Source organism: Paenibacillus sp. FSL L8-0435 (assembly GCF_037965655.1).
Classification (GTDB): domain Bacteria; phylum Bacillota; class Bacilli; order Paenibacillales; family Paenibacillaceae; genus Paenibacillus.
Map to the genome: position 1 here is coordinate 1,770,022 of NZ_CP150185.1, position 23,801 is coordinate 1,793,822.

The following is a 23,801-nucleotide window of genomic DNA, read 5'->3' on the forward strand; positions in this document are numbered from 1 at the left end:
GTCCGACTACGCTGTAATAATTCGATCTTTCGTTCGTCTGTTCCGATGTTCTATAGCCTCCTCATAATCCCCGATTAGTGTATCAAAAATATGCTCCCACGACCGCTGCTCAGCCAGCTTTCTGCCTTTCAGTCCCATTATCCTCAATTGGTTCACGTGATTTCCCCAGAGACATATCTCCCGAATCAGTGCATCAGCCTGACCTGGCTCGAATAAAACACCGTTACGGTGGTGGGATATCAGATCCTTTACACCTCCGGCATTGGCCGCCACCACAGGGAGTCCTGAAGCCATCGCTTCCAGTACCACATTGCCAAATGTCTCCGTAGAGGAAGGAAACACAAACAGATCTGCCGAAGCATACATAACAGCAAGTTCTTCGCCATGCATATATCCTGTAAAGGTGACATTGGATGGGGATTGCAGACGCATTTTGGGGAGAGATGGGCCGTCGCCAACGATAATCCAGTGTACACGGGACTGCATTTCCTGGGGCAGCTGCTGCATGGTAGTCGTGAGCGTAGCGATATCTTTTTCCGGGGCAATGCGTCCAACGTAGAGTAGAATAAGGGGAGCGGTGATGTGGTATCGTTCACGGATATCCGAGCTGTGTTTATCAGGGGAGTACAGGTTGCAATCAATCCCGCGAGACCAAAGTTTCAGACGCTGAATGCCCTGGGCTTGCAGGGTGTTTAATGTTTCCTGCGATGGAGTCAGTGTTGCATCACAGGCGCGGTGGAACCATTGGATATATTTCCAGTAGAGCGGAATCATACTTTTTAACCGGTAGTATTCGAGATAACGATCAAAGTGGGTATGGTAGGAGACAACATGCGGAAGATGGTGTTTGAGTGCATACCTCAGGCCAAGCAGCCCCATATTAATAGGCGTAGCGATATGCAGCAGATCGGGCTGAAAGGCTTGTAGCTGTTTGTGTGTGTTTGCTCTGTTGGGTAGAGCAATGCGGCATTCGGGATACAGAAAAAAAGGGATGTTGGCAACCGATCGGACTTGAGTCTCATGGCTTCCTTCAATGACGGAGTTCGGAGTAAACAGCAGATGTTCAATTCTTCTGCGGTTCAGATGATTACTCAAGCGGTGGAGCGTGCCAGCAACACCATTGGTTTCCGGAAGATAGGTGTCTGTGAACAAGGCCAGGCGCATCATTACCCCTCCCAAGACTCGTGATGCCAAGATCATAACAGCGGAACATTTTCCAGAGGTCAAGTGCACGTTAACTTGACGATATTCCCTGTAAAATGACTTCTGCACGAACATGTAAACTTCCATAAGTTCAACTTATATAGCGTATTCTGCTATGATGTAATAACGTGTCGGCGTAGTTGAACTTGAAATTTACACGAAACGGAGAGGGCAGAAAAAAACTGAAGAAGCGGAGCGTTCGCCTTTATCACCGGATTTTACCCTTTAATAAAGGGATTGAAAAAATCTGGGGATAACAGCGATCGGAAGTTTATTCTGACCGCGTAGTGGTCCAGTGTAAAAAACACGTTCAAACTATTTAGACAGAGAGATACAGGAGGCAGAGAAAGATGAACAAGTTACAAGAAGAATTGCAGGAGTTGTTACCACTCGATCAGCTTGAAGAGATGTCGGGTGAAGAAGTGGTGGGGAGTGTTGCCATGGACCTGTATCGGGCTGAATTTTCGACGATTCGAGAAAGTGGGCCGGAACTTCCGCAAGTATTGCAAGATATCATTCTAATCATTGATCTGGATACCGAGCTGTCCATGAACGGGATGACCGGTTTCCTTGAGAATATCAGCGGACAGTATCTCGGTGAGACAATAGCAGCGATGGAGCGGATCGGCAATGATGCAGATGTCGTGATCCTGAAGAAAATAGAGCAGATGTTGTCCGAAAGCGGCGTAACGCACGGGCAATTACGAGATAATGTGAATGGCCTGTCCGAAGATGACATCACGACAAGCCTGCAAACACACGGGGAACAGATTCATGAGGTATTACAGCAGATTGAACTGGAAGCCGCGAATTTGAGCATGCAATCGGATAACGAAGAAAGCTTTGACCTGCTGTATCAATATGTGGATAAAAATAAAGAACGTTTGAAACAGGAGATGCAGCACGTTTTGTCTAATTGAATGGGAAGAGATCTTGTATAAAGAAATCCTTCACAACATTATTTGAGGAGGCAAAATGACAAGCATGAACAAACGATTAGCGATGGAATCCTTTCTGGTTACCTTGTTATTCATCGTTGGTTTTGCAGCTTGGAATGTCGTTCAAGGCATGATCATGACCATGAATTACGTACCTGATCTGACAAACACCGCTTCTTCGGGTACCCCACTGCAATCCAAGGTTGCTTTTGGAACTATTGTTCGGTGGGATTCTTCCATGATAATCGTTGGCATAGGCGCAGTTATCCTGTTTGGAACTGCTTATTATGTTATCCGCTCACAATTCCAGCAGCGGAAGCAGCGCCCCTAGTCGATAGTAATCTCGTAACACATATTTCTTTATACACTAAAAAGAGCCCTTATTGTCAGATCACTGATAATAGGGCTGCTTTTCGTTATCCTCATATATTAAGAATGCCGGCCGCAGCCTTCTGACCAGATATCACAGCACCTTCCATTGTGGTGAACATGGGCTGTTTAGTATAATCCCCAGCGAGGTATAACCCTTGAATTGGAGTCACTTGTTCGGGTCGCTTGGGCTCATTGCCTGGTGAGATCCGATAAAAATTCTCATTCCCCCGAACAATCCGGTAATCCGTTACGGAAGACACACCTTCGGCAAGTCCGATATCGACCAACCCTTGTTTGGTACGCTCCCATACTTCCTCATCGGGCAGATCAATGAGTTCGTCGGGATTAACCAGAATGATTGAAGCTCTGCCGGGCCGCCCGCGAAACGTTGTTCGGGATTGCTCCCCAAATGAACCGATGTCGGTGCCTGGCCCAAAGGTTGTACGGTCCTCGGGCAGGAGCGGCAGCTCTAATTCGAACTGTGCTGTAACGTGTGGCATGGCATCCAGACTCAAAAAGGGCTGAAACCATTCATGTTCACTGAAGTGCTCTTCAAGTAATTGTTGGGAACGTCGGATATTGGTAGCTACAACAACACGTGTAGCGGAGAGCTGTTCACCATTTTCCAGTTCAACACCCTTCAGACCCTCCGAATCATAGAGTATTCGGATTACTGGGGCGTTGATTCGTACTTGTCCTCCTTTTTGCGTGATGGCAGCAGCCAGAGGCGCACACATGACATCCGTCATGCCGCCAGTAAAGGCACCAATTCGCATTTTATGAATCCGAGGAATACCCGGCAGGAACAGGCCAAAGAAGGCATACGCAGAATATTTATCAAGTGGCATGAAAAAAATGCCTGAAGATAACGGTTCAACGATTCGTTGCAGAGCCTGTTCGCTTACCCCATGCTGATTCGCAAAATCAAGCACCGATATTGAATCGAGTTCCTCAGGGCTGGATACACACTCCTTGAAGCCAGCAGCTAAAAAAGGAATAAGTGAAGCCTTGTCGGCTGGCGTGATGAAATTATTGTTTCCCAGCACACCTGATAGTGTTTTGAGGGGAGCATGAATAACGTCAAGTCCAAATTCACCATGCTCATCGACATTTGGGTGACGGACTTCCATCGTTGTTTCCCATACCAACATATCATCAAGGTCAATGCCAGCACGTTCAAGCAGATCTGGCAGTGCTTTGTAATATCCAATGAATTTATGGAACCCGGACTCCACCTCCATTCCCCGCTCATTCCAGTTCCCTGTGCGTCCGCCTACATAGGGGGCAGCTTCGAGGACCAGTACAGACTTTCCCTGTTCTACAAGTTCAAAGGCACAACTCAAACCAGCGAGCCCTGCACCGATGACAATGATTCGATCTTCGTTCATCTGAGAATTGTTGGGTTGTGTAGACAATCATATTCCCTCCTTTTATATCTAATATACCCATTAACTCCTGTACAAAAGCTTCTATACATAATTGAGATCGAGTTATCGTAGTACAAAAAAACAGCACTTCGACACGGATGTGCCAAAGTGCTGTTGGTACAGATGACAATCAGATATGTTTGGAAATGATTTCTTCCAGTCCTTGAGCAACAGAATGCGCACCCCGTGCCAGGTGTCTTTCATACAGATGCAGGCGGACGAAACTCTCATCTGTGCCCATCGCTTCCGAGAACATTCCACTGAGTCCGCGAGCGCGGCGGTCGATCTGTAATAGCAGCTCCAGGGAATCGCCCATCGGATAGAACATGACTTCCAGCTCATCCAGATGCCCACGGAATTTGTTGGTTGGCACATATTCGAATTCCTGAACAAATGGCAGATTGCCGCCCAGTTTCGGTGCATAATCGTTTGTCACTTCACGGAGTTTGAAGCCGAGGATATCCATTGCATCGAGCACGGTGTTCATGTCTTTGCTAGGAACAACATGCAATCTGTCCCGGTCTGAGGGGTCTACAGCGCTTGAAATATCAAGGCCCGTTTCTACCCACACCTCTGCACGATGTAGCGTAATAGGCAGGTTTTCTGGTAAGTCAAATGAGAAGTCTTTCTCCAATTTGGCTCCAGGCTGTAATGTAAAACCTTCGGTGAGCAGATATTTGGCTATAACGGCTGTTTCTTTTACTTTACGATCATCGTGCTCCCGTATGTAATGGGTTTTGATTGAAAGATAGATTCGATCTACGTTCTGTTCCACATCTCCACCTTCAATGTACACAACCCCCGAGATGATTCCTCCAGGCGTGACCTCAGGTGTATGCAATTCTGTATTTACTCTGGCTGCTCCAACACCTACACTGGCTAACATTTTCTTGAAAAATGACATGCGCTCAACCTCCAGATCAGATGGTTTATTATATGGGATACATACGGCTTCGACCTTAATACGGAAGCTGGAAGAGAAGCGTTTCATATTTTAGCAAAGATATATCATATATCCAAACAGGAGAATCGACGTACCTATGTCGAATGTTTAAATAAAAGGGATTTTTTGTCAGGAGGAACTCTATGAGCATGGAATGGTACGATATGATTGCACGACGTAATGGAGGATACAAGGGTAGAGCTTTATATACGCTTGAAGGTAACTCTGCTGAAGATATTTTTGAAGAGAGGTTGATTAAGCTTTTGCCTCAGTATACATCCGTGCTCGATGCAGGCTGTGGACATGGGGAGTTTACGTTGAAAATGTCGGAATATACCGATCACATTATGGGATTTGATAATTCGGAAGAGATGATAAAGATAGCCCGGAACAGTCTTCATTCAAGCACGATAACAAATGTAGAATTTTTCTGTGTCAGCACAAAAGAAAAGATGCCATTTGAAGATAAGCAATTTGGTCTGATCTATGATCGCAGAGGTCCAACTTCCATTATTGAGCATGGGAGATTGCTGCAAAAGGATGGAGTTATGATTGGTATTCATACGGATATAACAAAGGTACGTGAGCGTTTGGAAAGAAATGCATTTAAGGAGATCAAGATTGAGGAATATAACGAGGCATTTATGATTTTCTCAGATGAAAAAGAGTTTGCCATCTTTCTCTCCGATATCCCCGGAAACTCGGATTATACACAGCCTGAGTACCGGGAACAGCTGGAAGTCAAGCTGAAGGAGAACCAGGTTGATGGTAGGATTGCTGTAAGAGAATGCAAGTATATTTGGCAGGCCATAAGGAGTTGAAGCCGATTGAACACAGAATTTTCAGAACAGAAATATGGTGAAACGGGTGTCAAAACCAGCTTCGAGCAGATGGCGAACGGGGAACAAAAATATAAAATGATAGCAGAAGATGGCAGTTATTATTGCAGAACCGTTGCCTCTTCCCACGGAGCATGGCAAAACAGTCATGTACATATCAATCTAACGGAGTTTTATGTGGTGCAAACCGGATGGATTGCGTATGCCAGTTATGGAGACGATCAGATATTTTCGATTCGAGTGATGCGTGCAGGAGAGCACATCATTGTCCAACCTGGAATCCACCATAATATATACATGTCTGCACATAGCTCGATACATACCATCAAGCATGGATTGAACACCTCCAGTGATTGGGCGGCATCCCCTGAGTTGGATAGGTTAACTCAATCTTTAACAGAGAAGGAGCTACTCCAGAAGTATGATTAACCAGACGGGAGGATCAGACAGATGCGTAAAAGTACAATATTTTGGACTACGGGAATAACGATAATCCTCTTGGTGACTCTGCTCATATACAGCTATGTTATTCCAAGTGTGAGTGCACAGGATGTTGTGATGGCAGGTACAATCAGGCAGATTGATACGGACGCAGTTGAGGTGGAGCTAGAGATAACGCGAAAAAGAGAAGACAAGGATCGACATATGGTGTATCCTGTTGTCCCTGGATGGGAAGGGGTCACATTCACTGAAGAACAAGATGATGCATGGTACATGCCTTCGTCTGTCGGCAGCTCCTATCTTGATCAAGTCATTCTGGAAAAGTATCTGAAGGCGCAGGGGAAAACCATGAAATCAGCTGATAATCTGATAGGATTTGCGATACCTGATGAGATAGGGAGCTACAAGTTGCGGTTAACGCTCAGATCTTCGGATGGAACGACTCAACCGCTTGAGAATCCCATGGTGTATTATGTTCACAACGAGCATTTGTTAGGGAAGGATCTGAGTTGGGTTACGGGTGAGAATCTGGAGATCAATAAGGAGTAATTCGAATGATGAATGTATATGAATCGAATGAAATCACCGTACGTTTCTTGGAAACAGAAGATGAACAACATCTGGTGAAGTGGCTGTCAGACCCGGAAGTCCTTCAATACTATGAAGGGCGTGATCGGCCGAATGACCTGGAACAGGTGAGAGAGCATTTTTACAATCAGAAAGATGGTGCTACCCGCTGTATCGTTGAGTATGGAGGACATCCGATTGGATACATTCAGTTCTATGAGCTTGAGGAAGAAGAACGAACGGAGTATGGTTATGGAGACACGGATGAGATCATCTATGGAACGGATCAGTTTATTGGTGAGGCAGACTACTGGAATAAAGGCATTGGTACACAATTGATGCAATCCATGCTGGCTTATCTGATTAATGAACAACAAGCCCGTAAAGTGGTTATGGACCCTCAGGCTTGGAACTTAAGAGCGATATCCTGTTATGAGAAATGTGGTTTCCAAAAGATTAAGCTGTTGGAGAAACATGAGCAGCACGAAGGACAGATGCGAGACTGTTGGCTTATGGAATATGCCCTGTAGATCCTGTTTGAAGTTATTTTGAATCATACAAACAAGGAGGAATAATGGATGGATGAAAGATTTCCGATAGGACCATTTGTACACACGGGCGAAGTTACGCCCGCGCAGAGAGAGCAGTGGATTCAGGACATTGCTGAGTTGCCTGAACGCGCACGAGAAGCGGTAAAGGGATTGAGTGAAGAGCAATTAAGTCTACCGTATCGAGAAGGCGGATGGATGCTCAAACAGGTTATTCACCACATGGCAGACAGCCATATGAACAGTATGATTCGTTTCAAGTTGGCGCTGACAGAGGATACACCAACGATTCGGCCTTATTATGAAGAGCGCTGGGCTGAACTGAGTGATTCAAGAGACCTGGATGTCGAATTCTCGCTTCAGATTCTGGATGCCCTCCATCGTCGTTGGGTGTTCCTGTTAAACGCGCTGACAGATGCAGATTATGCCAAACAATTTTATCATCCCTCATCGAAAGAAACGACAAGACTGGATTACAATCTGGGCATGTATGCTTGGCATGGCAAACATCATGTTGCTCACATCACATCGCTTCGGGATCGGCTGGGAATATAGCTAGAAAAAATATCTTGTTGAGGAGAAATTATCAATGAGTGTACATATCAGACTATTAAATGAGAGCGATCCTGTAATCATATCAAAGGCGTTTCAGGAGCAGGGTTGGGGGAGATTCGCTGAGCAGTATACTCATTACTTGGCTGAACAACAGAATGGGGAACGCGTAACCTTGGTAGCCGAGTTGAATGGAGAATTTGCCGGATACGTGAATGTATTGTGGTATTCCAGCTACCCGTCTTTCAGGGAACAAGGTATTCCCGAAATTAACGATTTTAATGTGTTGATGAAGTTCCAGCGCCAAGGTATTGGTTCACGGTTGATGGACCGAGCAGAGGAAGTTATTCTGGAACGAACGGATGTAGCAGGCATTGGTGTAGGTGTGTTTTCCGATTATGGCAAAGCGCAAGTTCTATATGCCCATCGCGGATACATACCAGACGGTCACGGTGTACACAAACATGATCATTACATTCAGCCGGGTGAAGAAACGATTATGGACGACGATGTTGTACTTTATCTTACGAAGAAGCTAAAAGCCACGCAATAAGTCTAATGTGTAGTTAGTACTTGCAAAGAAAGATGATAAAAAAGCGGTCCTGCATGTTATACTCTATTGGAATTTGAAGAATGATAAGCAGGATGTTGAGAGATTAGATGAGCAGAGGAGTGATTGATCCATGTTTAGCAAAGTCGGCCAGGTTATGTTGTATGTCAACAATCAAGATGAATCACTGGCTTTTTGGACGGAAGTTGCAGGATTCCACATTGTGGATGAAGTAAACCTTGACGAGGGCATGAGATGGATTGAGATTGCGCCTACCCCAGACTCGCAGACGAGTATTATTCTCCATGACAAAGAGTTCGTTGAACGGATGTCGGCGGGTGTAAATCTGGGCACACCTTCGTTAATGTTCTTCACCGATAATCTGGATCAGTTATATGCCGACTTGGCTAGTAAACATGTAACGGTCGGAGAGATTGTAGAGATGCCAACCGGGCGAGTTTTCAACTTTGCTGATAATGAAGGAAATTACTTTGCAGTTTTGGAACGGGCGAAGTAAATTACAACTCAAAACCGCTATGCCTGTAAGCGATCGACATTCATGTCGGTCGTTTTTTGTTGGGAAAAAGCTTATGTTTTGGAGTAGAAACATGCAAGGAAAATAGAGAATTACTGGGTAAAAATGTTATAATAGAGTGTGGCTGATTTATTGAAAATGACGAGGAATGAATAGTCGGAAGTGAAGGTTTGGATGGAGCGATTAAGGAGGAATGTGGTTGTGGAAAAGACGATTAAAAGTGTACAGGATCTATATGATATGCTCGATGCGGACTTCAGATCTGCCAAGCAGTTTTGGGAACCTTTCTATGAGGATCGGAACAGACCAATACCCTTTTTCCCAAACAAACCGGATGAAAATCTGGTAGCGCATCTGAACGCAGGTGTGCTAAGCGGTGGCAAGGCACTGGAACTGGGGTGTGGCCCGGGCAGAAATGCGTTGTATTTAACCCGCCAAGGCTATCAGGTAGATGCTTATGATCTTTCGGAGACAGCGATTGCCTGGGCTAAGGAGAGGGCGGCAGAAGAGCAATTGGACGTGCATTTTGAATGTCGATCTGTGTTCGAATTGTCCCCAGAGCAAGAATATGATCTTGTCTACGACTCGGGTTGTCTGCATCATCTGTTACCACATCAGCGCATTCCTTACATAGAAATGATCCACAATGCACTCCGGCCTGGAGGATACTTTGGAATGACTTGTTTTGCTCCTGGTTATGGAGATATTGGTGGGCCAGAGATCGTTATGAATGATTGGCAGGTGTATCAAGAGAAGTCGATGCGAGGTGGTCTTGCATTCACGGAGGAGAAGCTTCGCTACATGCTGGAAGATGGCTTTGAATGTGTGGAGTTCCGTGCGATGAAGACGATGGAGCAGCATGAACTATGTTTTGGTGTACCTTTTCTCTGGGCCACGTTGTGGAGAAAGAAAGATTCATAAGCTTATATGGGGATATGATCGATTGAAGATAGAGGAGGGGGAGTATCGAAATGGGAACAGAAACAGGAAGAAGACACTTTATCATTACAGGCACATCCAAAGGGATTGGTTTACAACTTGCAGAGTTATTATTGGCTAAGGGGGATTACGTTTACGGTATTTCACGCGGGGGTTCGGATCTGTTGGAATCAAGCGAGGAATGGAGCGGACGTTACCGCCATGTTCAGTACGATCTTGCCGAACTGAATGGGATCGATGATTTGATTACACGCATATTGGACCAAATTCCGTCTCAGGAAGCTGAATTCATTGGACTCATTAATAATGCAGCGATGCTGGAGCCACTAAGACCTATCGATCAGTGCAGTGCGGCAGAGATAAGTCAGAGTCTTAACATCAGCCTCGCAGCGCCAATGATATTGAGTTCATCTTTTATTCAACAAACAAATCACCTGTCCGCCAGACGTAAAATTGTTAATCTTTCATCGGGTTCGGGAAGTTATCCCGCGCCTTCAATGGCAGTGTACTGTACATCCAAGGCAGGCGTGAACATGTTCACCCAATGCGTATCTCTGGAGCAAACGGGGCAACAGAACCCTGTTGAGATTATTGCTTTTGATCCGGGGATGGTCGATACGGAATTGCAGGCTGTTGCACGAGGCAAAAGTGCAGAGGAGTTCGCCCTTGCGGGTATGTTCAATCAAGTATATGAAACAGGACAATTAAGATCGCCACAAGATGTAGCGAAGCAGTTGATCGTGCGGATCGATGAACACAGTGATGCAAGCCATGTTATACACTCCACCGAGAGTTAATATCGTATACTTCGTTTTGCCTGTTTTCTTGTGAAGTAATAAGTAAGGATACCTTTTTGATATAAGCCCAATTTCCCTGTACACTGGTAACAGCGATCGGAAGTACGATTCGTAACGGTAAAGGTGATCCTGCAACAATGGGGCCTGATTACCTTATTCAACCTTAGAAGATCAGAAACGTGGTGAATCTCTTGTTTAAAATTATGCTCATTGAAGACGACGAATCGTTATTCACTGAAATCAAGGAACGTTTGTCCCAATGGTCGTATGACGTGTATGGTGTGCAGGATTTTGGAAAGGTATTGCAGGAGTACAGCGTAATTCAGCCGCAACTGGTCATTATTGATATTCAGTTACCCCAATATGACGGGTTCCATTGGTGCCGGATCATTCGTTCGCACTCCAATGTGCCGATTATCTTTTTGTCCTCACGGGATCATCCTGCGGATATGGTCATGTCCATGCATTTGGGTGCAGATGATTTTATCCAGAAGCCTTTTCACTTCGATGTATTGATTGCCAAGATCCAAGCGACTTTGCGGAGGGTGTATAACTATAACACAGAGCATACTGAACTCCGAACCTGGCGCGGTGCTGCTATTGAATATGTGAAAAATACACTAACCTGCGGGGATGAATCTGTTCTGTTAACCAAAAATGAGATGTTCATCCTTAAAGTGCTGGTCGAGCACAAAAATCAGATTGTTTCCCGTGAGGACCTCATCCGGAGCTTGTGGGATCATGAGCATTTCGTGAGTGACAATACGCTGACGGTTAACGTTAATCGGTTACGGAAGAAACTAGAACCCATCGGCTTGGAGCAGTACATTGAAACCAAAGTAGGTCAGGGATACATGGCAACGGAAGAGGCAGAAGCATGATCGGAAAGTACATACGAGAAAGGGCTAGTTGGTTATGGCTACTGATAAGCATGCAACTTATTATTTTATTGGTGGCCTACCTGGACTCGTCCATTCCATTCCAATCTGTGATGTATATCGTAGGACTGAATGTGGTGGTATGTCTTGTTTTTATCTGGGCGAGATACCTGAAAGAGACCCGTTTCTATAGAAAATTGAGCCTCTGGGATCATACCTATGATCTGAGAGAACTCGATATCGCCGAAAGTCCATATGAGCAGATTGTACATGAGGCGGTCAGTTCCCAGACACAGCGGTACCGTAAGGAGACGTCACACCATTTTATCGCTCTAGAACAGGAGAAGGACGAGATGTTATCCTGGATTCATGAGGTGAAGACCCCACTGACAGCGTTGCAACTGATGATCGAGCGCTTGCCAGATGACAAGTTACAGAGCCAAATGACATATGAATGGTTACGAATCCATCAGTTACTGGATCAGCAACTTCATCAGAAGCGTATTCCATTTATGCACAATGACTTGTTCATCGAAGAGACGGAACTTGAACCGGTATTGAATAGCGAGATACGAGCGTTGAAATCGTGGTGCATTTCCAAGGGTGTTGGCTTTGATATGTCTTTGATGGTATCGCGCGTGCTCACAGACAGCAAATGGTTAGGCTTCATCCTCCGGCAGTTGCTGAGCAATGCGGTGAAGTATAGTGATTCATCGGATATCCTCATCGAAACGCGGGAACAGGATGGACATATTGTACTGATCATTCAGGATCACGGGCGAGGGATTGAGACACAAGATCTGCAGCGTATATTTGATAAAGGATTTACGTCTACCCGAGGCAGAATGGATGGGGCGGCAACCGGGATGGGACTATATTTGGTTCGTCAAGTGGTCCAGACGCTTCATATGAACATTCATGTAGAATCTTCTCTTGGCGAGGGCACAACCGTCACACTTACTTTTCCGCGAAAAAACGACATGGTGCATCTTGCAGGCGTGTGACAACAATGTCACATGCTTTTTGGTTTTGTTCGGTGAATCACACGATAACACTGCACATCCCGATTATGATATAGACATGAGCATTTTTGCAGAAGATTTAAGAGGAGTGAGTGGGATATGTGGATACTGGAAGCCAAAAAAATTCATAAAGTCTATGGTAATAAACTGAATAAACAGGAAGTGCTGAAGGGCATTGATCTTGGAGTGAGCAAGGGAGAGTTTGTTGGTATTATGGGGCCTTCGGGTTCGGGTAAAACGACGCTGCTTAATGTACTTTCCTCCATTGATCGGGTGAGCCAGGGCACGATTGATATTGAGGGCAAGGAATTTACCGGAATGAAGGAGAAACAGCTGGCTGAGTTCCGCAAACATCATCTGGGCTTTATTTTTCAGGAATACAATCTGCTGGATACGCTAACGGTGAAGGAAAATATATTATTGCCGCTCTCCATCACGAACATTCCAAAGCAGGAGGCACACCGGAAGTTTGAACAGATCGCCCGTGAACTGGGGATATATGAACTGAAAGACAAGTATCCATCTGAGATTTCAGGGGGTCAGAAGCAGCGGACTTCGGCAGCACGAGCATTTGTCCACGAGCCGAGTATCATTTTTGCGGATGAGCCGACAGGAGCGCTGGATTCCAAGTCCGCTTCGGATCTGCTCGGCAAGTTAAGTGATATGAACAGCGCACGAAAAGCGACTATTATTATGGTTACCCATGATCCGGTTGCCGCAAGTTATTGCAGCAGAGTGATCTTTATTCGAGACGGTCAGATCTACACCCAGTTGAATAAAGGAGACGAGTCCCGGCAATCGTTCTTCAACGATATTATCAAAACCCAGGGCGTATTGGGTGGTGTACAGCAATGAGCTTGAATTATATCATCTTCCGCAATCTCAGGAAAAATCTAAAGAATTATTATCTCTATGTATTTGCGCTTGTGTTCAGTGTGGCCTTATATTTTTCCTTTGTGACGTTACAGTATGATCCTTCCATGGATGAGGTGGCTGCTTCAACAAAAGGTGCGGCGGCCATAGGTGCATCTTCAGTACTGTTAATCGTCATTGTCGGCATTTTTTTGCTCTATGCCAATACGATCTTTATCAAGCGGCGCAGCAAAGAAATTGGATTATTCCAATTGATTGGACTGACGAAAGGCAGAATTTTTGGTATTTTGAGTGCGGAGAACAGTATCCTCTATTTTGGCTCCATGGCTATCGGTGTGTTAATTGGGTTTCTTGCGTCCAAGCTGGTATTGATGATATTGTTCAAAATTCTCGGTGTGGATGCGATTACGAAACTGTATTTCTCTCCGATGGCACTGATGCAAACGGTGATTGTCTTTACGATAATGTATCTGCTCATCATGCTGATGAACTACACTTTTATCAAGAGACAGAGCATTCTCTCACTCTTTCGGGTGTCTGCCACTTCGGAGCAGCAGGTGCAGAAGATGTCTGTCGGACAGATGATTATTGGCGTCTTGGGCATTGCCCTGATTGTGTATGGATACTTCATGTCTGCACGGCTGTTCAGCGGTGAGGCAATGGACATGCAGCAGTTGATGTATACGATGATCCTGATTCTCTTCTCGGTCATACTGGGGACATACCTGTTCTATAAGGGTTCGGTAAGTTTTATTTTTAATCTGATTCGCAAAAGTAAAAACGGATACCTTACTATTCATGAGGTGTTGTCTTTATCTTCAATCATGTTCCGCATGAAATCTAATGCATTGTTGCTCACGATTATTACAACCGTGTCGGCGCTTGCTATTGGTATGCTGTCACTCAGTTACATTTCGTATTATTCGGCAGAGGCTCAGGCGAAGGAAAGCTTGCCGGAGGATTTTTCATTTGCTCAGGTTGAGGTGAAAAATCGCTTTGTAACGGAGTTGGAACATAAACAGATTCCATATGAGGAGAATCATAGACAGCCTATTTATATTGAAATTGATGCTCATGAAGTGATGGATGAGTCCATGACGGAACAGTACCTGTTCAGCAGTGTGTTGAGTGACAACATGGTAGATAACATAGATCTGCAACCAGGTGAAGTGATCTTCATGGGATATGGAAATGCTATTAAGCAGTTGATTTACATTCAGGAGACAGGTCCAATCGTCTTGCATGGGTTGAAGCGAACGTTGGACCAACAACTGATCGGAACCACCAAACAGGGAGTTCTTCCTGCGTATTATACTAGGGGCACGCCTGTAGCGGTAGTAGATGAAACGGTATACCAACAGCTGAGACAGGATCTCGATCCCGAGCTGCAAAAATCCGAGTGGGCTGACTACTATGGTGTACGTATTCTGAAAGAGGGGCAGGCTGAAGAGGCATATGCCGTATATAAGGAGCTGCAGTTGGAAGCACCGAGCTTCTCCCAGATTGAGTTCAGAAATAACCAACGTAATAATATGGGACTGATTATGTTCATTGTTGGTTTCCTTGGTTTGACGTTCTTGATTACATCGGGATGTATCCTGTACTTTAAACAAATGAACGAGAGCGAAGAGGAGAAGGGTAATTATACCATTCTTCGTAAACTTGGATTTACGCAAGGCAATCTGTTGAGGGGAATTCAGATCAAGCAGTTGTTTAACTTCGGTATTCCGCTTGTGGTGGGATTGAGTCATAGTTACTTTGCCGTGAAATCAGGTTGGTTTTTCTTTGGTACGGAGCTGGCGACACCTACGGTCATTGTCATGATAGTTTATACATTGTTATATTCGATTTTTGGCCTGTTGTCTGTGTGGTACTATAAACGGGTGATTAAGGAAGCCTTGTAGAATTGGGTACAGGAGTATGCTGATATAGCAAAATAGGTTGAGTAAAGGGCAGCTGTATTGTTTACAGACTGCCCTTTGTCTTACAGAAATGAATAAAGCAAACTGAAAAAAAAGGATGATGGAATTGAGTCGAAATGATGATAGAGTCCATGCTTCTGATTCGTGTAAAACTGTGGAACGAGGGGAGTGGAGCAGCGTGCCTGGAATTCTATATGCCTCGAAGAAAGAATTAAGTGAGACGATTCGACGCACCTATGTATTATTTGAGGGAGAATTCAATGACATCCATAACAGTGACAAAGATAAGTGGGTTGAAGGTGTGGATAAAACCCCTGCCCAGATGATCGCCTACCAGCTGGGATGGATGAACCTGGTGATGGATTGGGAGCGAAAGGAACAGTTGGGACATGAATGTCATATGCCTGCACCAGGGTATAAATGGAACCAATTGGGGCCGTTAAATGAATCATTTTACGAAAAGTATTCAGGTTATACGCTGGAGGAGCTGCGCTCTTTGTTTCGGGAGACAGAACAACAATGGCAGAACTGGATTAACTCCCTTAGCGAAGAGGAGTTATTTGTACAAGGGATGAGACAGTGGACGGGTACCAAGCCTGGGTGGGCTATGGTGAAGTGGATCCAGATTAATTCGGTAGCCCCTTTTAAATCTTTTCGGACCCGAATTCGAAAATGGAAAAAAGGTCAGTTAGCCAACATGGATGTGAGGAGTGGAGATATCTAATGAATCTGGCAAATAAAATCACGTTGGCTAGAATCGCGTTGATTCCATTGTTTATGATCTGTTTTCTCAATCAGCAAAACGTGATGATTGCACTAATTATATTTGCAGTAGCAGCAGGTACGGATAAATTGGATGGATATGTGGCGAGGAAATATAATCAGATCACGAATCTGGGAAAGCTGCTCGATCCACTGGCGGATAAACTGTTGATTGCGGTAGCGCTCGTCATGATGGTTCAGGAGAATATGATCAGTTCATGGATTGCTGTAATCATTATAGGACGTGAAATTGTGATTACAGCGTTACGAATGGTAGCAACAGAGCAGGGCATTGCTCTCGCAGCCGATCGGTATGGAAAAATCAAAATGGTGCTTCAGGTGGCAGCCATCATTGCGATTTTGTTGAACCATGTTCCGTTTAGTTTGCTAACTGAGGTGCGGGTTGATGTGATTTTATTATGGCTGGCAACAGGAGTTACGCTGTTATCGGGATTGAATTATATTCTAGTAAACTATAAGTTGCTACAGACAGGAAGGTAGGAATATAGGAATATAGGAAGACCCATGAACTACGGCTTCACAACGCAATTGGTTGCAAAATGATGTGGATGATCCGCTGACCAAAGATGAATTGGCGGCAGCTCTCATTCAGACTAATGGAGGATTGTATGCAAGAAATGCGGGTATTTCCGATGTGACAGGGCTGAACTCCCTGCAAAAACTAGATCTGAACAGTAATGAGCTTGTTCATCTGCCAGCTGGAATTGCCGGACTATCTGATCTGCAATACTTGGATGTGAGGAACAATTCCATCCCCCTGAGAGAAGAGCCTGACTTCACAATGCATCACACGTTGCTGCAACGTGTGTACATGTATAATTTTGATGATGCTGCCCCTGTGCTGGTGGAGGCACCTGCGGGTAATATCGCTTATGTTCATGGAGATGAGATTGAGATCGACCTGTCCTTTATGTTTGAGGATGAAGATGACGCTAGGTCGACCCTCATCCTACTGGCTGACTCCCCTGATCCACAATTGGCAGATGTCAGAATGGATGGACAGAAACTATACATTACTGCACTGGGGACGAGTAGTGAGCCAATTCGGATAGAGTTGAAGGTTACGGACCTTCTGGGCAAAGTTGGTGTAGGTCACGTGTACGTTGATCTGAGAGAAATAGAGTAGCGTATTTTAAAACAGCATATGTGAACAAATGCAAGTTACATCAACGTGCCTTCCGCTATGGAAGGTACGTTTTTTTATTTTTGTAAAGGATAACTTTATGTTAAAATATGCAAGAAATGAATGAGGCTGTGAGTAATGATGATAGGGGGAGAAGAGGATGTCCCAAATCAATATCAATCCAAGTACTTCAAAGGATTCAGAGTATGTTCGCCAGCAATTAGTCGCATATAATGCTGCACATGTGAGCGAGGAATTAAGGCATCGGTACGAAGAATTGAATTTCAATATCAAAAATGAGACTGGCGAGATTGTTGCAGGTGTGCTTAGTACACTTTGCTGGAACTGGCTGGAGGTTGATATTCTTTGGGTGGATTCTGAACAACGGCATCGGGGATATGGTTCACAGTTGTTGCTTGAAGTTGAGCGAATTGCACGAGAGAAATCTTGTGATTTTGTCATGTTGAACACTTTCTCCTATCAAGCACCGGAATTTTACAAGAAACATGGCTACCAATTGATCACAACGATCGAGAATGCACCGACTGGACACAGTCATTATTATTTTAAAAAGGACCTTACTTAAGACAAAGCATGCGAAATAGGAAAAATCAGGAGGGTTATGATGATTACCATTAAAGGAATCAAACTTGAAGATTTACCGGCACTAAGCCAGCTATACAATGAGTTGATGGGAACGCCTACCAATGAGCAACAGATGAAAAAGATGTTTCATTACATACAACAGAATGGTCATTATCATGTGCTTGGAGCATTTTACAATGACAGGCTGGTCGGGTCCGTTATGGGGATTGAGTGTATGGATCTGGTGGGTCCATGCAAACCGTTCATGGTTGTGGAGAATGTGATTGTATCGGATCAGGTACGCAGGCAGGGCATTGGGCAGAGGTTAATGCTCCAGATTGAGCGGATTGCCAAAGATATGGGTTGTGGTTACATGATTCTGGTGTCTGGTGATCAGCGTAAGGAAGCACATATATTTTATGAGAAGTTAGGTTTCAAGGATGAGAAGGTTCAGGGTTACCGGAAGCATCTTAATTGACTATTCTTCCTGTTTTCGTGACCGAAAACAGCGATTGTTATTAGCTAACACATCGACGTGGAGTTATGGTGCAGTCGACCAAGGTAAATAGAGACACGTGAGTTGGAAAACAAAAAAAAGAGAGCTGGCAGCTCTCTTTTTGTATTTATTCCTTGCTTTGTTCTTTGGAGCCGGATGAGGATGATCGAATATATTGCGGTGGATGAACATCATCAATCATTAAAATGCCGTCATACTGATCGCGTGGGACAAAACTCTCAGGGATCATGCCCCAGCTGTATGCAAATCGTGGTTCGAACATCCATGAGTTGCCTGTTTCCCTGTTCTGATACCGCAGGTCCAGAAAACTGTAGGGTGTATTCGTTGCTGACATGATGCCTTCAATGGAACCGGGTTTTGCCGGCTCAACGGCATGAAGTCCGCCGGAATTATCGGCCGTTTGACCGCTGGATGCATACAATCCCAAAACATAACTTGATTTTTTCATTTCTTCCGAAAGTTTTTCTCCCATCATGGTTATGGGATAGGGCGAGCCCATGACTTCGCTATGCGCCTTTCTTATGTGATCGTTATGTCCCCATACAATAAATTTTTCGTTGGGATACACTTCGGTAGCGAGCCACATGAGATTGTCATGCATCGCCTGATCACGCCACTCCATGGAATCAAAAAACGACTCATATTTTCCTTCATCCATTTCAGCCGTTGCACGGATCGAAAGATCGACATATTCCCTTGCTACACGAATTCGATCACTGAGGCTTCGCTCCAGCAGCATGGAAAGTTTCGGTTGATCCGGGTATTCTTTTTGCAGATAGGCCTGGTTAGATTTGGATTTCAGGGATTGAAGGACATCTTTGTATACCTTGATAATTTCATTTTTCTCAGCGCGATAGGCTTTCAGATCCGTTCCGGCAGAGAAATTGGACATCTTTTGTTCCGTTTGTGTGAGTCGCTTGGCGAGCTCTTTATCCTTCAGCCAGTTACCGTCCAACAGTGGGAATTGCAGTTGCATGTCGAAACCGGTTAGAATCAGGGGTCGTTCAGTCTGTGCGCTCGTTTTGAGATAATCGAATAAAGGCATGATTTCCTTGGACCACCAGACGCCGAAGATGGAGTTTTTCATCGTTTGTTCGGGAAGTTGCTGTTTTACCATGGTATTAGCAAGCGATGTGTTGGAAAGACCGCTTTCAAAGGCAAGAATGTTGTATCCCATTTCCTGATGCAAAAACTGGATCAGCCGGGTCTTCGCCAGATTAAATTCGGCAACCCCATGGGAGCTTTCACCCAGAAACACAATTCGCTTGTCATAGAGTAGAGGTTTCAGCATCTCCAGATCCGAGAAGGAATCGGGCTCCTGACCTGTCTTCACAGGCTGGATGCTATCCAGTCGATATGCGTGATCTCTAGCCCATTCGTTCCATTCTGCAATTTTCTCATCCGACGTTTTCGCGGATTGCACCTGGGTTACCTGCCCCTGAATGGTCTCCATGGTAGCTGATGCTGCAGCACCTGCATGTCCGGCTGGATAGAGTGAATTGGCCAGTATGGCGGTAGTCAGAGCAAGTACAGCACCCGTTTTTCTTTTCCTGAAATAGTTCAAAATAATGCCTCCTTCATCATATGCGTGATAATAAATGATTTCGTAATGGAACCATCCGGCTTATGTCTGCTCTTCGTCCCAGAACAGGTCATTCAGTGTTCTTGAGAGTGCCTTGCATATGGCAATACATAAGCTGAGGGACGGATTATACTTTCCCAGTTCAATGAGACCAATGGTTTGCCTCGATACACCAACGATCCGTGCCAGATCGTCCTGCGATAGATCCTTTTCGACCCGGGCGACTTTCAATCGTATGTTTTTCATGCTCATTCACCCTTGTATCCTTTCTATGAATCCCACTGATCTTTTCGAGCGGCTTTTTGACTCGCCTTGTTTGCGAAGTGATGAACGATGACATTGAATCCTGCAAAGAGCGGAATATAAAGCAGCAGTGAAATAATAAAAACGAAGAAGAAAAACCACCACTTCTCATTCGCCGTTTCGGCAAACAAAACAGAACTTCGGATGCCCAGGAACAAGGCCATAGAAAAACCGATAACAAGACCCGTAATTATGTTGCGCAGGCTATATGAAATTTTGCTCGTCTGGTCATGGACCTCAACTTCATCCGAATAAATGCCCAGCATGACGGAACGAATTCCGAAATAGATACTTCCTGCGAGAAGTACGATCACTTCCGTCAGCATGGAGTAAGTCTCCCAACTGAGAAAGCTTTTGATCAGGATGGAGATGCCGCAGATCCACATGATTAAAGTGTAAGCTTCCTTATACACCTTGTTTTTCAGATTGACGATACGCTCATCCTGATTGCCATTTGTTTTAAACCATTTCATGATTGACCTCTCCTTCATAGAGATTGAAAATAATGTGGTAAATATTTCTTATGAGCTTCATGATAATATTATTCGAGTCTTTTTGCAATATATATATGTCATTTTGTTTGGTATAAAATACAATCTGTGAAAATAAAACAAATCTAAAGTTACACAATAACGTACAGCGACTGGTAGAGGACACTGCAATCGAAGTGGCATTGTGTATCATCCGGCAGGAATTGATTGACTGCCCATACGGCATAAATTTTGGTAATATATACAAAGTGTTTGATAAGACAGGAGGTTTATATAGAGTATGAGAATCGTGGATAACATTAAAGTCTGGGGGGAGCCGCTGGAGAACGCCGTAAGTCAGGCGGTGACTTGCTCGCAATATGGGGATGTACTGGGTGTGGCTCTCATGGCCGACCATCACAAAGGCTACTCGCAACCCATCGGTGGTGTGGTCGCTTACCGGAATATGATCAGTCCGTCAGGTGTCGGATACGATATTGCCTGTGGTAACAAGGCTGTGCGCACAAATCTGATGTGGGACGATATTCGGGATCAGATTGTAAAGATTATGGATGACATCAATTCGACCATATCTTTCGGTGTGGGCCGCAATAATCCAACACCCGTGGATCATGAGCTGTTCGACGACGCGAGCTGGAAGCTGTTTGATACCATTGAACCGGGATTACAACATAAGCTGAAGACACTCGCACGCAACCAGCTTGGAACTGTAGGCAGTGGCAATCATTTTGTGGATATTTTTGTAGAAGAGACAACGGGAGAGGTATGGATCGCGAATCATTTTGGCAGTCGCGGGTTCGGTCACAAAGTGGCGAGTGGATTCCTTAACCTCGCTGCAGGACGCGAGTTCAGTGGCAAAGCTCCTGGTGAATCGATGGATCAGCCGCCTACATTGTTTGACCTAAATAGCGAAATGGGTGATATGTATTGGGACGCAATGACTTTGGCGGGCCGGTATGCCTATGCAGGACGAGACTATGTCATTGAACAGGTGCTTGGAATTCTCGGGGCAAGTGCTGAATATGCCGTTCATAACCATCACAACTTTGCCTGGAAAGAACAGCACATGGGTGAAGAGGTAGTCGTGGTCCGCAAAGGCGCAACGCCGCTGGCACCCGGGCAGCTCGGTTTTGTCGGTGGAAGCATGGGAGATATCTCGGTAATTGTGGAGGGGATCCACAGCGAAGAGAATACCGAATCATTCCGCAGCACTGTGCACGGAGCAGGGCGTACGATGAGCCGAACGCAGGCGGCTGGCAAAATGAACTACAAGCTGCGCACACGCATGGGCGGTGAGATTAGTGAAGCACAGATGCATGAAGCAATTCGTGCCTATGGCGTTGAGCTCCGGGGAGCGGGCACAGACGAAAGTCCGTTTGTGTACAAAAAACTGCAAGACGTACTGAACGCACATGCCAATACGCTGAAAATCAACCATGTGCTGCGTCCCGTTGGTGTCGCCATGGCCGGAGGTAATGAATTCGATCCGTATAAGGATTAGTCATATATGTTCAACTGAACATTTACACGATAACGGAGAGGGCAGAAATAACTTGAAGAAGCGGAGCGTTCGCCTAAAAGCTTTCTAAAAGAAAGCTACATCGGAAGCATACGCTATCATCGGATTTCCCCTTTCCAAAAAAAAGGAATAAAAAAATCTGGGGATAACAGCGATCGGAAAGTTATTCTGCCATCGGAGTGCCAGTGTAAATATTCATTAGTTGTACTATATATAGAGAGGGTGAACTTCATGAGAAATTGTGCGATATATAGCTCTCAATTTGACCTGGATCAGCTGTTTGAAGTGATTCTATCCATTTATCCTGAGGGTACGATTGAACGCCGGGAAGACAAGACCCATATTCAAGTGACGCAGAAAAAATGGCTCAGTAAGAAAACCAAAGGCTTTAATATCATGACCAGCCAGACACATCCTGAGGAATTTACGACAATGATTCAAGGGATGCTTGGTTTTTTGAGTCAGATTGAAGGGCGCAATGCTTCGCTCCAGGAAAAGGTACTGATCAAATGTTCCACATTGAATATGGTGGTTGGTATTGAGACGGAAGAGGACATATCGGAAGAATTCTTCGGCGAGTTATTGCGATTGGCGGACTCTCTGGATGCTGTTATCTTCTGGGGAGGTGGATCTCTGCTCAATGCACAAGGCCAGCTATTGCTGGATGTAAATGGAGATTCTGAGGTGGAGGATTACACCGTGACAGCACACACCAGCTTCCTGGATGGCGATACACCCCAGTCCGAGTCTGCAATTCAACGTAAAGTGCGGTCAGAGCAACGCTTAACCGAACAAGGGGTTCCGTTTAATGCGAACTTGCCCGCAAGAGCCGGAGACGAGCACACGACGATTCGGAGTGAAGCGGAGGTCGCGCGCCGTGCGGTTGCCCTATGTCTTGCCGCTCTTAAAGGTGAGTGTCTGGGAGCAGGCGAAAGTGCGGAAGATACGGCAGCGTTGGTTCAGGAAGTAATTGACAAGTATGAGGCTGAATCCTTTTTCTCACCCGTAGAGAAGAGGTTTATCGATCAGCACGGAGCAGAGCAGCAGGAGATCATATCGTTCTCCTGGGGATATGAAGCGTACCACGTGATGTTGTGGGCGCTTGGTTACGTGAAGGAACTGGGCGCACCAACGGAGTTGTGTAACGTAGGGAAGGATGTCGGTTATTTACAGCAGAAGGATAGCTTTACGGACTTTCTCACGGATGCATCCCTGCGTAGCAAGAGTGAGATTCTGGATGAAGCAGATCTGATCTACCGTTACAACTGGGTGTGTGTGGATAGTCGGGTAAATGACAGAACGCCTCCCGCTGGTTTGAATGGTGGGGTGGCCTATGAACGTCACCGTGCATTGAACTGGCTGATCTGTTACCTGGATCAGGACTGGGATGATGTGCGCACGGATACGTAGAACGGCCCAACATAAAATAATCAAGCCAAATAACCCAAAAGCCGTATGATTACACGGTTAAAAGGGTATTTGGCTTGCTGTTCTGTGTGGCATAAGTGTTATTCCATATATGATTTTCAGTATGTGCACTCACATATGTACC

28 protein-coding genes are annotated in these 23,801 nt (G+C 45.2%); 22 read left to right on the plus strand and 6 right to left on the minus strand.

The window, feature by feature from the left end:
- Positions 1-6: 6 nt before the first annotated feature.
- A complete protein-coding gene (locus tag NST33_RS08120; RefSeq protein WP_339307522.1) occupies positions 7-1,167 on the minus strand; it encodes a glycosyltransferase family 1 protein in 1,161 nt (386 codons plus the stop codon).
- A gap of 386 nt (positions 1,168-1,553) precedes the next feature.
- Between NST33_RS08120 and NST33_RS08125 the strand changes: the two genes are divergently transcribed.
- Both NST33_RS08125 and NST33_RS08130 read left to right on the plus strand, forming a co-directional pair.
- Positions 1,554-2,123, plus strand: a complete 570-nt coding sequence (locus NST33_RS08125; protein ID WP_339307524.1) for a hypothetical protein — start codon at positions 1,554-1,556, stop codon at positions 2,121-2,123.
- A 64-nt stretch (positions 2,124-2,187) separates the two neighbouring features.
- Complete coding sequence (locus tag NST33_RS08130) at positions 2,188-2,472, plus strand: hypothetical protein (protein WP_339307526.1); 285 nt, start codon at positions 2,188-2,190, stop codon at positions 2,470-2,472.
- Between the two features lie 91 nt (positions 2,473-2,563).
- Here the strand turns inward: NST33_RS08130 and NST33_RS08135 are convergent, their stop codons facing one another.
- Positions 2,564-3,928 carry an FAD-dependent oxidoreductase gene (locus NST33_RS08135; RefSeq protein ID WP_339307528.1) on the minus strand — a complete coding sequence of 455 codons (1,365 nt, stop codon included), beginning with the start codon at positions 3,926-3,928 and terminating at the stop codon, positions 2,564-2,566.
- A gap of 142 nt (positions 3,929-4,070) precedes the next feature.
- Entirely contained in the window at positions 4,071-4,844 is a 774-nt protein-coding gene (locus NST33_RS08140; protein WP_339307531.1) for a sporulation protein, read from the minus strand.
- A 182-nt stretch (positions 4,845-5,026) separates the two neighbouring features.
- Here NST33_RS08140 and NST33_RS08145 point away from each other — a divergent pair, with 182 nt between their 5' ends.
- From NST33_RS08145 to NST33_RS08230, 18 genes are all read left to right on the plus strand, one after another.
- On the plus strand, positions 5,027-5,704 hold the full coding sequence (locus NST33_RS08145; protein WP_339307533.1) for a class I SAM-dependent methyltransferase: 678 nt from the start codon (positions 5,027-5,029) through the stop codon (positions 5,702-5,704).
- Positions 5,705-5,710: 6 nt separating this feature from the next.
- Entirely contained in the window at positions 5,711-6,151 is a 441-nt protein-coding gene (locus tag NST33_RS08150) for a hypothetical protein (protein ID WP_339307535.1), read from the plus strand.
- Between the two features lie 21 nt (positions 6,152-6,172).
- On the plus strand, positions 6,173-6,712 hold the full coding sequence (locus NST33_RS08155) for a hypothetical protein (RefSeq protein WP_221822754.1): 540 nt from the start codon (positions 6,173-6,175) through the stop codon (positions 6,710-6,712).
- 8 nt (positions 6,713-6,720) lie between these two features.
- Complete coding sequence (locus NST33_RS08160; RefSeq protein ID WP_339308645.1) at positions 6,721-7,260, plus strand: GNAT family N-acetyltransferase; 540 nt, start codon at positions 6,721-6,723, stop codon at positions 7,258-7,260.
- A 48-nt stretch (positions 7,261-7,308) separates the two neighbouring features.
- Positions 7,309-7,833, plus strand: coding sequence for a YfiT family bacillithiol transferase (locus NST33_RS08165; RefSeq protein WP_339307538.1), 525 nt, complete (start codon positions 7,309-7,311; stop codon positions 7,831-7,833).
- A 34-nt stretch (positions 7,834-7,867) separates the two neighbouring features.
- Positions 7,868-8,383 (plus strand): GNAT family N-acetyltransferase, encoded by a 516-nt coding sequence (locus tag NST33_RS08170; RefSeq protein WP_339307540.1) that lies wholly within the window; start codon positions 7,868-7,870, stop codon positions 8,381-8,383.
- 130 nt (positions 8,384-8,513) lie between these two features.
- The gene (locus tag NST33_RS08175) at positions 8,514-8,897 is read left to right on the plus strand and encodes a VOC family protein (protein WP_339183342.1); all 384 of its coding nucleotides are present in this window, start codon (positions 8,514-8,516) and stop codon (positions 8,895-8,897) included.
- 192 nt (positions 8,898-9,089) lie between these two features.
- On the plus strand, positions 9,090-9,836 hold the full coding sequence (locus NST33_RS08180) for a class I SAM-dependent methyltransferase (RefSeq protein WP_339308647.1): 747 nt from the start codon (positions 9,090-9,092) through the stop codon (positions 9,834-9,836).
- A gap of 50 nt (positions 9,837-9,886) precedes the next feature.
- On the plus strand, positions 9,887-10,651 hold the full coding sequence (locus NST33_RS08185) for an SDR family NAD(P)-dependent oxidoreductase (RefSeq protein ID WP_221822758.1): 765 nt from the start codon (positions 9,887-9,889) through the stop codon (positions 10,649-10,651).
- A gap of 191 nt (positions 10,652-10,842) precedes the next feature.
- Positions 10,843-11,532 carry a response regulator transcription factor gene (locus tag NST33_RS08190; RefSeq protein WP_221822759.1) on the plus strand — a complete coding sequence of 230 codons (690 nt, stop codon included), beginning with the start codon at positions 10,843-10,845 and terminating at the stop codon, positions 11,530-11,532.
- Positions 11,529-12,533, plus strand: coding sequence for a sensor histidine kinase (locus NST33_RS08195; protein ID WP_221822760.1), 1,005 nt, complete (start codon positions 11,529-11,531; stop codon positions 12,531-12,533). The genes NST33_RS08190 and NST33_RS08195 overlap by 4 nt, the downstream gene beginning before the upstream one ends.
- 117 nt (positions 12,534-12,650) lie before the next feature.
- Positions 12,651-13,406 (plus strand): ABC transporter ATP-binding protein, encoded by a 756-nt coding sequence (locus tag NST33_RS08200; protein ID WP_339183347.1) that lies wholly within the window; start codon positions 12,651-12,653, stop codon positions 13,404-13,406.
- On the plus strand, positions 13,403-15,328 hold the full coding sequence (locus NST33_RS08205) for an ABC transporter permease (protein ID WP_221822762.1): 1,926 nt from the start codon (positions 13,403-13,405) through the stop codon (positions 15,326-15,328). Before NST33_RS08200 ends, NST33_RS08205 begins: the two co-directional genes overlap by 4 nt.
- A 196-nt stretch (positions 15,329-15,524) precedes the next feature.
- Positions 15,525-16,070, plus strand: a complete 546-nt coding sequence (locus NST33_RS08210; RefSeq protein ID WP_221822763.1) for a ClbS/DfsB family four-helix bundle protein — start codon at positions 15,525-15,527, stop codon at positions 16,068-16,070.
- On the plus strand, positions 16,070-16,609 hold the full coding sequence (gene pgsA / locus NST33_RS08215) for a CDP-diacylglycerol--glycerol-3-phosphate 3-phosphatidyltransferase (RefSeq protein WP_221822764.1): 540 nt from the start codon (positions 16,070-16,072) through the stop codon (positions 16,607-16,609). The genes NST33_RS08210 and pgsA overlap by 1 nt, the downstream gene beginning before the upstream one ends.
- A 64-nt stretch (positions 16,610-16,673) precedes the next feature.
- Complete coding sequence (locus NST33_RS08220; protein ID WP_339307544.1) at positions 16,674-17,255, plus strand: leucine-rich repeat domain-containing protein; 582 nt, start codon at positions 16,674-16,676, stop codon at positions 17,253-17,255.
- Between the two features lie 157 nt (positions 17,256-17,412).
- On the plus strand, positions 17,413-17,838 hold the full coding sequence (locus tag NST33_RS08225; protein ID WP_221822766.1) for a GNAT family N-acetyltransferase: 426 nt from the start codon (positions 17,413-17,415) through the stop codon (positions 17,836-17,838).
- Between the two features lie 36 nt (positions 17,839-17,874).
- Positions 17,875-18,315: a GNAT family N-acetyltransferase gene (locus NST33_RS08230; RefSeq protein ID WP_339307546.1), complete on the plus strand. Its 441-nt coding sequence runs from the start codon at positions 17,875-17,877 to the stop codon at positions 18,313-18,315.
- Positions 18,316-18,460: 145 nt separating this feature from the next.
- Here the strand turns inward: NST33_RS08230 and NST33_RS08235 are convergent, their stop codons facing one another.
- Genes NST33_RS08235 through NST33_RS08245 form a run of 3 tightly spaced genes read right to left on the minus strand, consistent with a single transcriptional unit; the run spans position 18,461 to position 20,712 of the window.
- Positions 18,461-19,918 (minus strand): erythromycin esterase family protein, encoded by a 1,458-nt coding sequence (locus NST33_RS08235; protein ID WP_260632881.1) that lies wholly within the window; start codon positions 19,916-19,918, stop codon positions 18,461-18,463.
- A 60-nt stretch (positions 19,919-19,978) separates the two neighbouring features.
- Positions 19,979-20,182, minus strand: a complete 204-nt coding sequence (locus NST33_RS08240; protein WP_175399435.1) for a helix-turn-helix transcriptional regulator — start codon at positions 20,180-20,182, stop codon at positions 19,979-19,981.
- Positions 20,183-20,205: 23 nt separating this feature from the next.
- Positions 20,206-20,712, minus strand: coding sequence for a DUF6773 family protein (locus NST33_RS08245; RefSeq protein WP_221822770.1), 507 nt, complete (start codon positions 20,710-20,712; stop codon positions 20,206-20,208).
- 298 nt (positions 20,713-21,010) lie between these two features.
- Here NST33_RS08245 and NST33_RS08250 point away from each other — a divergent pair, with 298 nt between their 5' ends.
- Positions 21,011-22,231, plus strand: coding sequence for an RtcB family protein (locus tag NST33_RS08250; protein ID WP_221822774.1), 1,221 nt, complete (start codon positions 21,011-21,013; stop codon positions 22,229-22,231).
- A gap of 249 nt (positions 22,232-22,480) precedes the next feature.
- The gene (locus NST33_RS08255) at positions 22,481-23,659 is read left to right on the plus strand and encodes a DUF4272 domain-containing protein (protein ID WP_221822775.1); all 1,179 of its coding nucleotides are present in this window, start codon (positions 22,481-22,483) and stop codon (positions 23,657-23,659) included.
- Positions 23,660-23,801: the final 142 nt, after the last annotated feature.

Bases quoted from the DNA above. Each gene is read 5' to 3' on its own strand.
- NST33_RS08120 (WP_339307522.1), bottom strand. From the start codon at position 1,167: ATGATGCGCCTGGCCTTGTTCACAGACACCTATCTTCCGGAAACCAAT.
- NST33_RS08125 (WP_339307524.1), top strand. From the start codon at position 1,554: ATGAACAAGTTACAAGAAGAATTGCAGGAGTTGTTACCACTCGATCAG.
- NST33_RS08130 (WP_339307526.1), top strand. From the start codon at position 2,188: ATGAACAAACGATTAGCGATGGAATCCTTTCTGGTTACCTTGTTATTC.
- NST33_RS08140 (WP_339307531.1), bottom strand. From the start codon at position 4,844: ATGTCATTTTTCAAGAAAATGTTAGCCAGTGTAGGTGTTGGAGCAGCC.
- NST33_RS08145 (WP_339307533.1), top strand. From the start codon at position 5,027: ATGAGCATGGAATGGTACGATATGATTGCACGACGTAATGGAGGATAC.
- NST33_RS08155 (WP_221822754.1), top strand. From the start codon at position 6,173: ATGCGTAAAAGTACAATATTTTGGACTACGGGAATAACGATAATCCTC.
- NST33_RS08160 (WP_339308645.1), top strand. From the start codon at position 6,721: ATGAATGTATATGAATCGAATGAAATCACCGTACGTTTCTTGGAAACA.
- NST33_RS08165 (WP_339307538.1), top strand. From the start codon at position 7,309: ATGGATGAAAGATTTCCGATAGGACCATTTGTACACACGGGCGAAGTT.
- NST33_RS08170 (WP_339307540.1), top strand. From the start codon at position 7,868: ATGAGTGTACATATCAGACTATTAAATGAGAGCGATCCTGTAATCATA.
- NST33_RS08175 (WP_339183342.1), top strand. From the start codon at position 8,514: ATGTTTAGCAAAGTCGGCCAGGTTATGTTGTATGTCAACAATCAAGAT.
- NST33_RS08180 (WP_339308647.1), top strand. From the start codon at position 9,090: ATGGAGCGATTAAGGAGGAATGTGGTTGTGGAAAAGACGATTAAAAGT.
- NST33_RS08185 (WP_221822758.1), top strand. From the start codon at position 9,887: ATGGGAACAGAAACAGGAAGAAGACACTTTATCATTACAGGCACATCC.
- NST33_RS08195 (WP_221822760.1), top strand. From the start codon at position 11,529: ATGATCGGAAAGTACATACGAGAAAGGGCTAGTTGGTTATGGCTACTG.
- NST33_RS08200 (WP_339183347.1), top strand. From the start codon at position 12,651: ATGTGGATACTGGAAGCCAAAAAAATTCATAAAGTCTATGGTAATAAA.
- NST33_RS08205 (WP_221822762.1), top strand. From the start codon at position 13,403: ATGAGCTTGAATTATATCATCTTCCGCAATCTCAGGAAAAATCTAAAG.
- pgsA (WP_221822764.1), top strand. From the start codon at position 16,070: ATGAATCTGGCAAATAAAATCACGTTGGCTAGAATCGCGTTGATTCCA.
- NST33_RS08225 (WP_221822766.1), top strand. From the start codon at position 17,413: ATGTCCCAAATCAATATCAATCCAAGTACTTCAAAGGATTCAGAGTAT.
- NST33_RS08230 (WP_339307546.1), top strand. From the start codon at position 17,875: ATGATGATTACCATTAAAGGAATCAAACTTGAAGATTTACCGGCACTA.
- NST33_RS08240 (WP_175399435.1), bottom strand. From the start codon at position 20,182: ATGAAAAACATACGATTGAAAGTCGCCCGGGTCGAAAAGGATCTATCG.
- NST33_RS08245 (WP_221822770.1), bottom strand. From the start codon at position 20,712: ATGAAATGGTTTAAAACAAATGGCAATCAGGATGAGCGTATCGTCAAT.
- NST33_RS08250 (WP_221822774.1), top strand. From the start codon at position 21,011: ATGAGAATCGTGGATAACATTAAAGTCTGGGGGGAGCCGCTGGAGAAC.
- NST33_RS08255 (WP_221822775.1), top strand. From the start codon at position 22,481: ATGAGAAATTGTGCGATATATAGCTCTCAATTTGACCTGGATCAGCTG.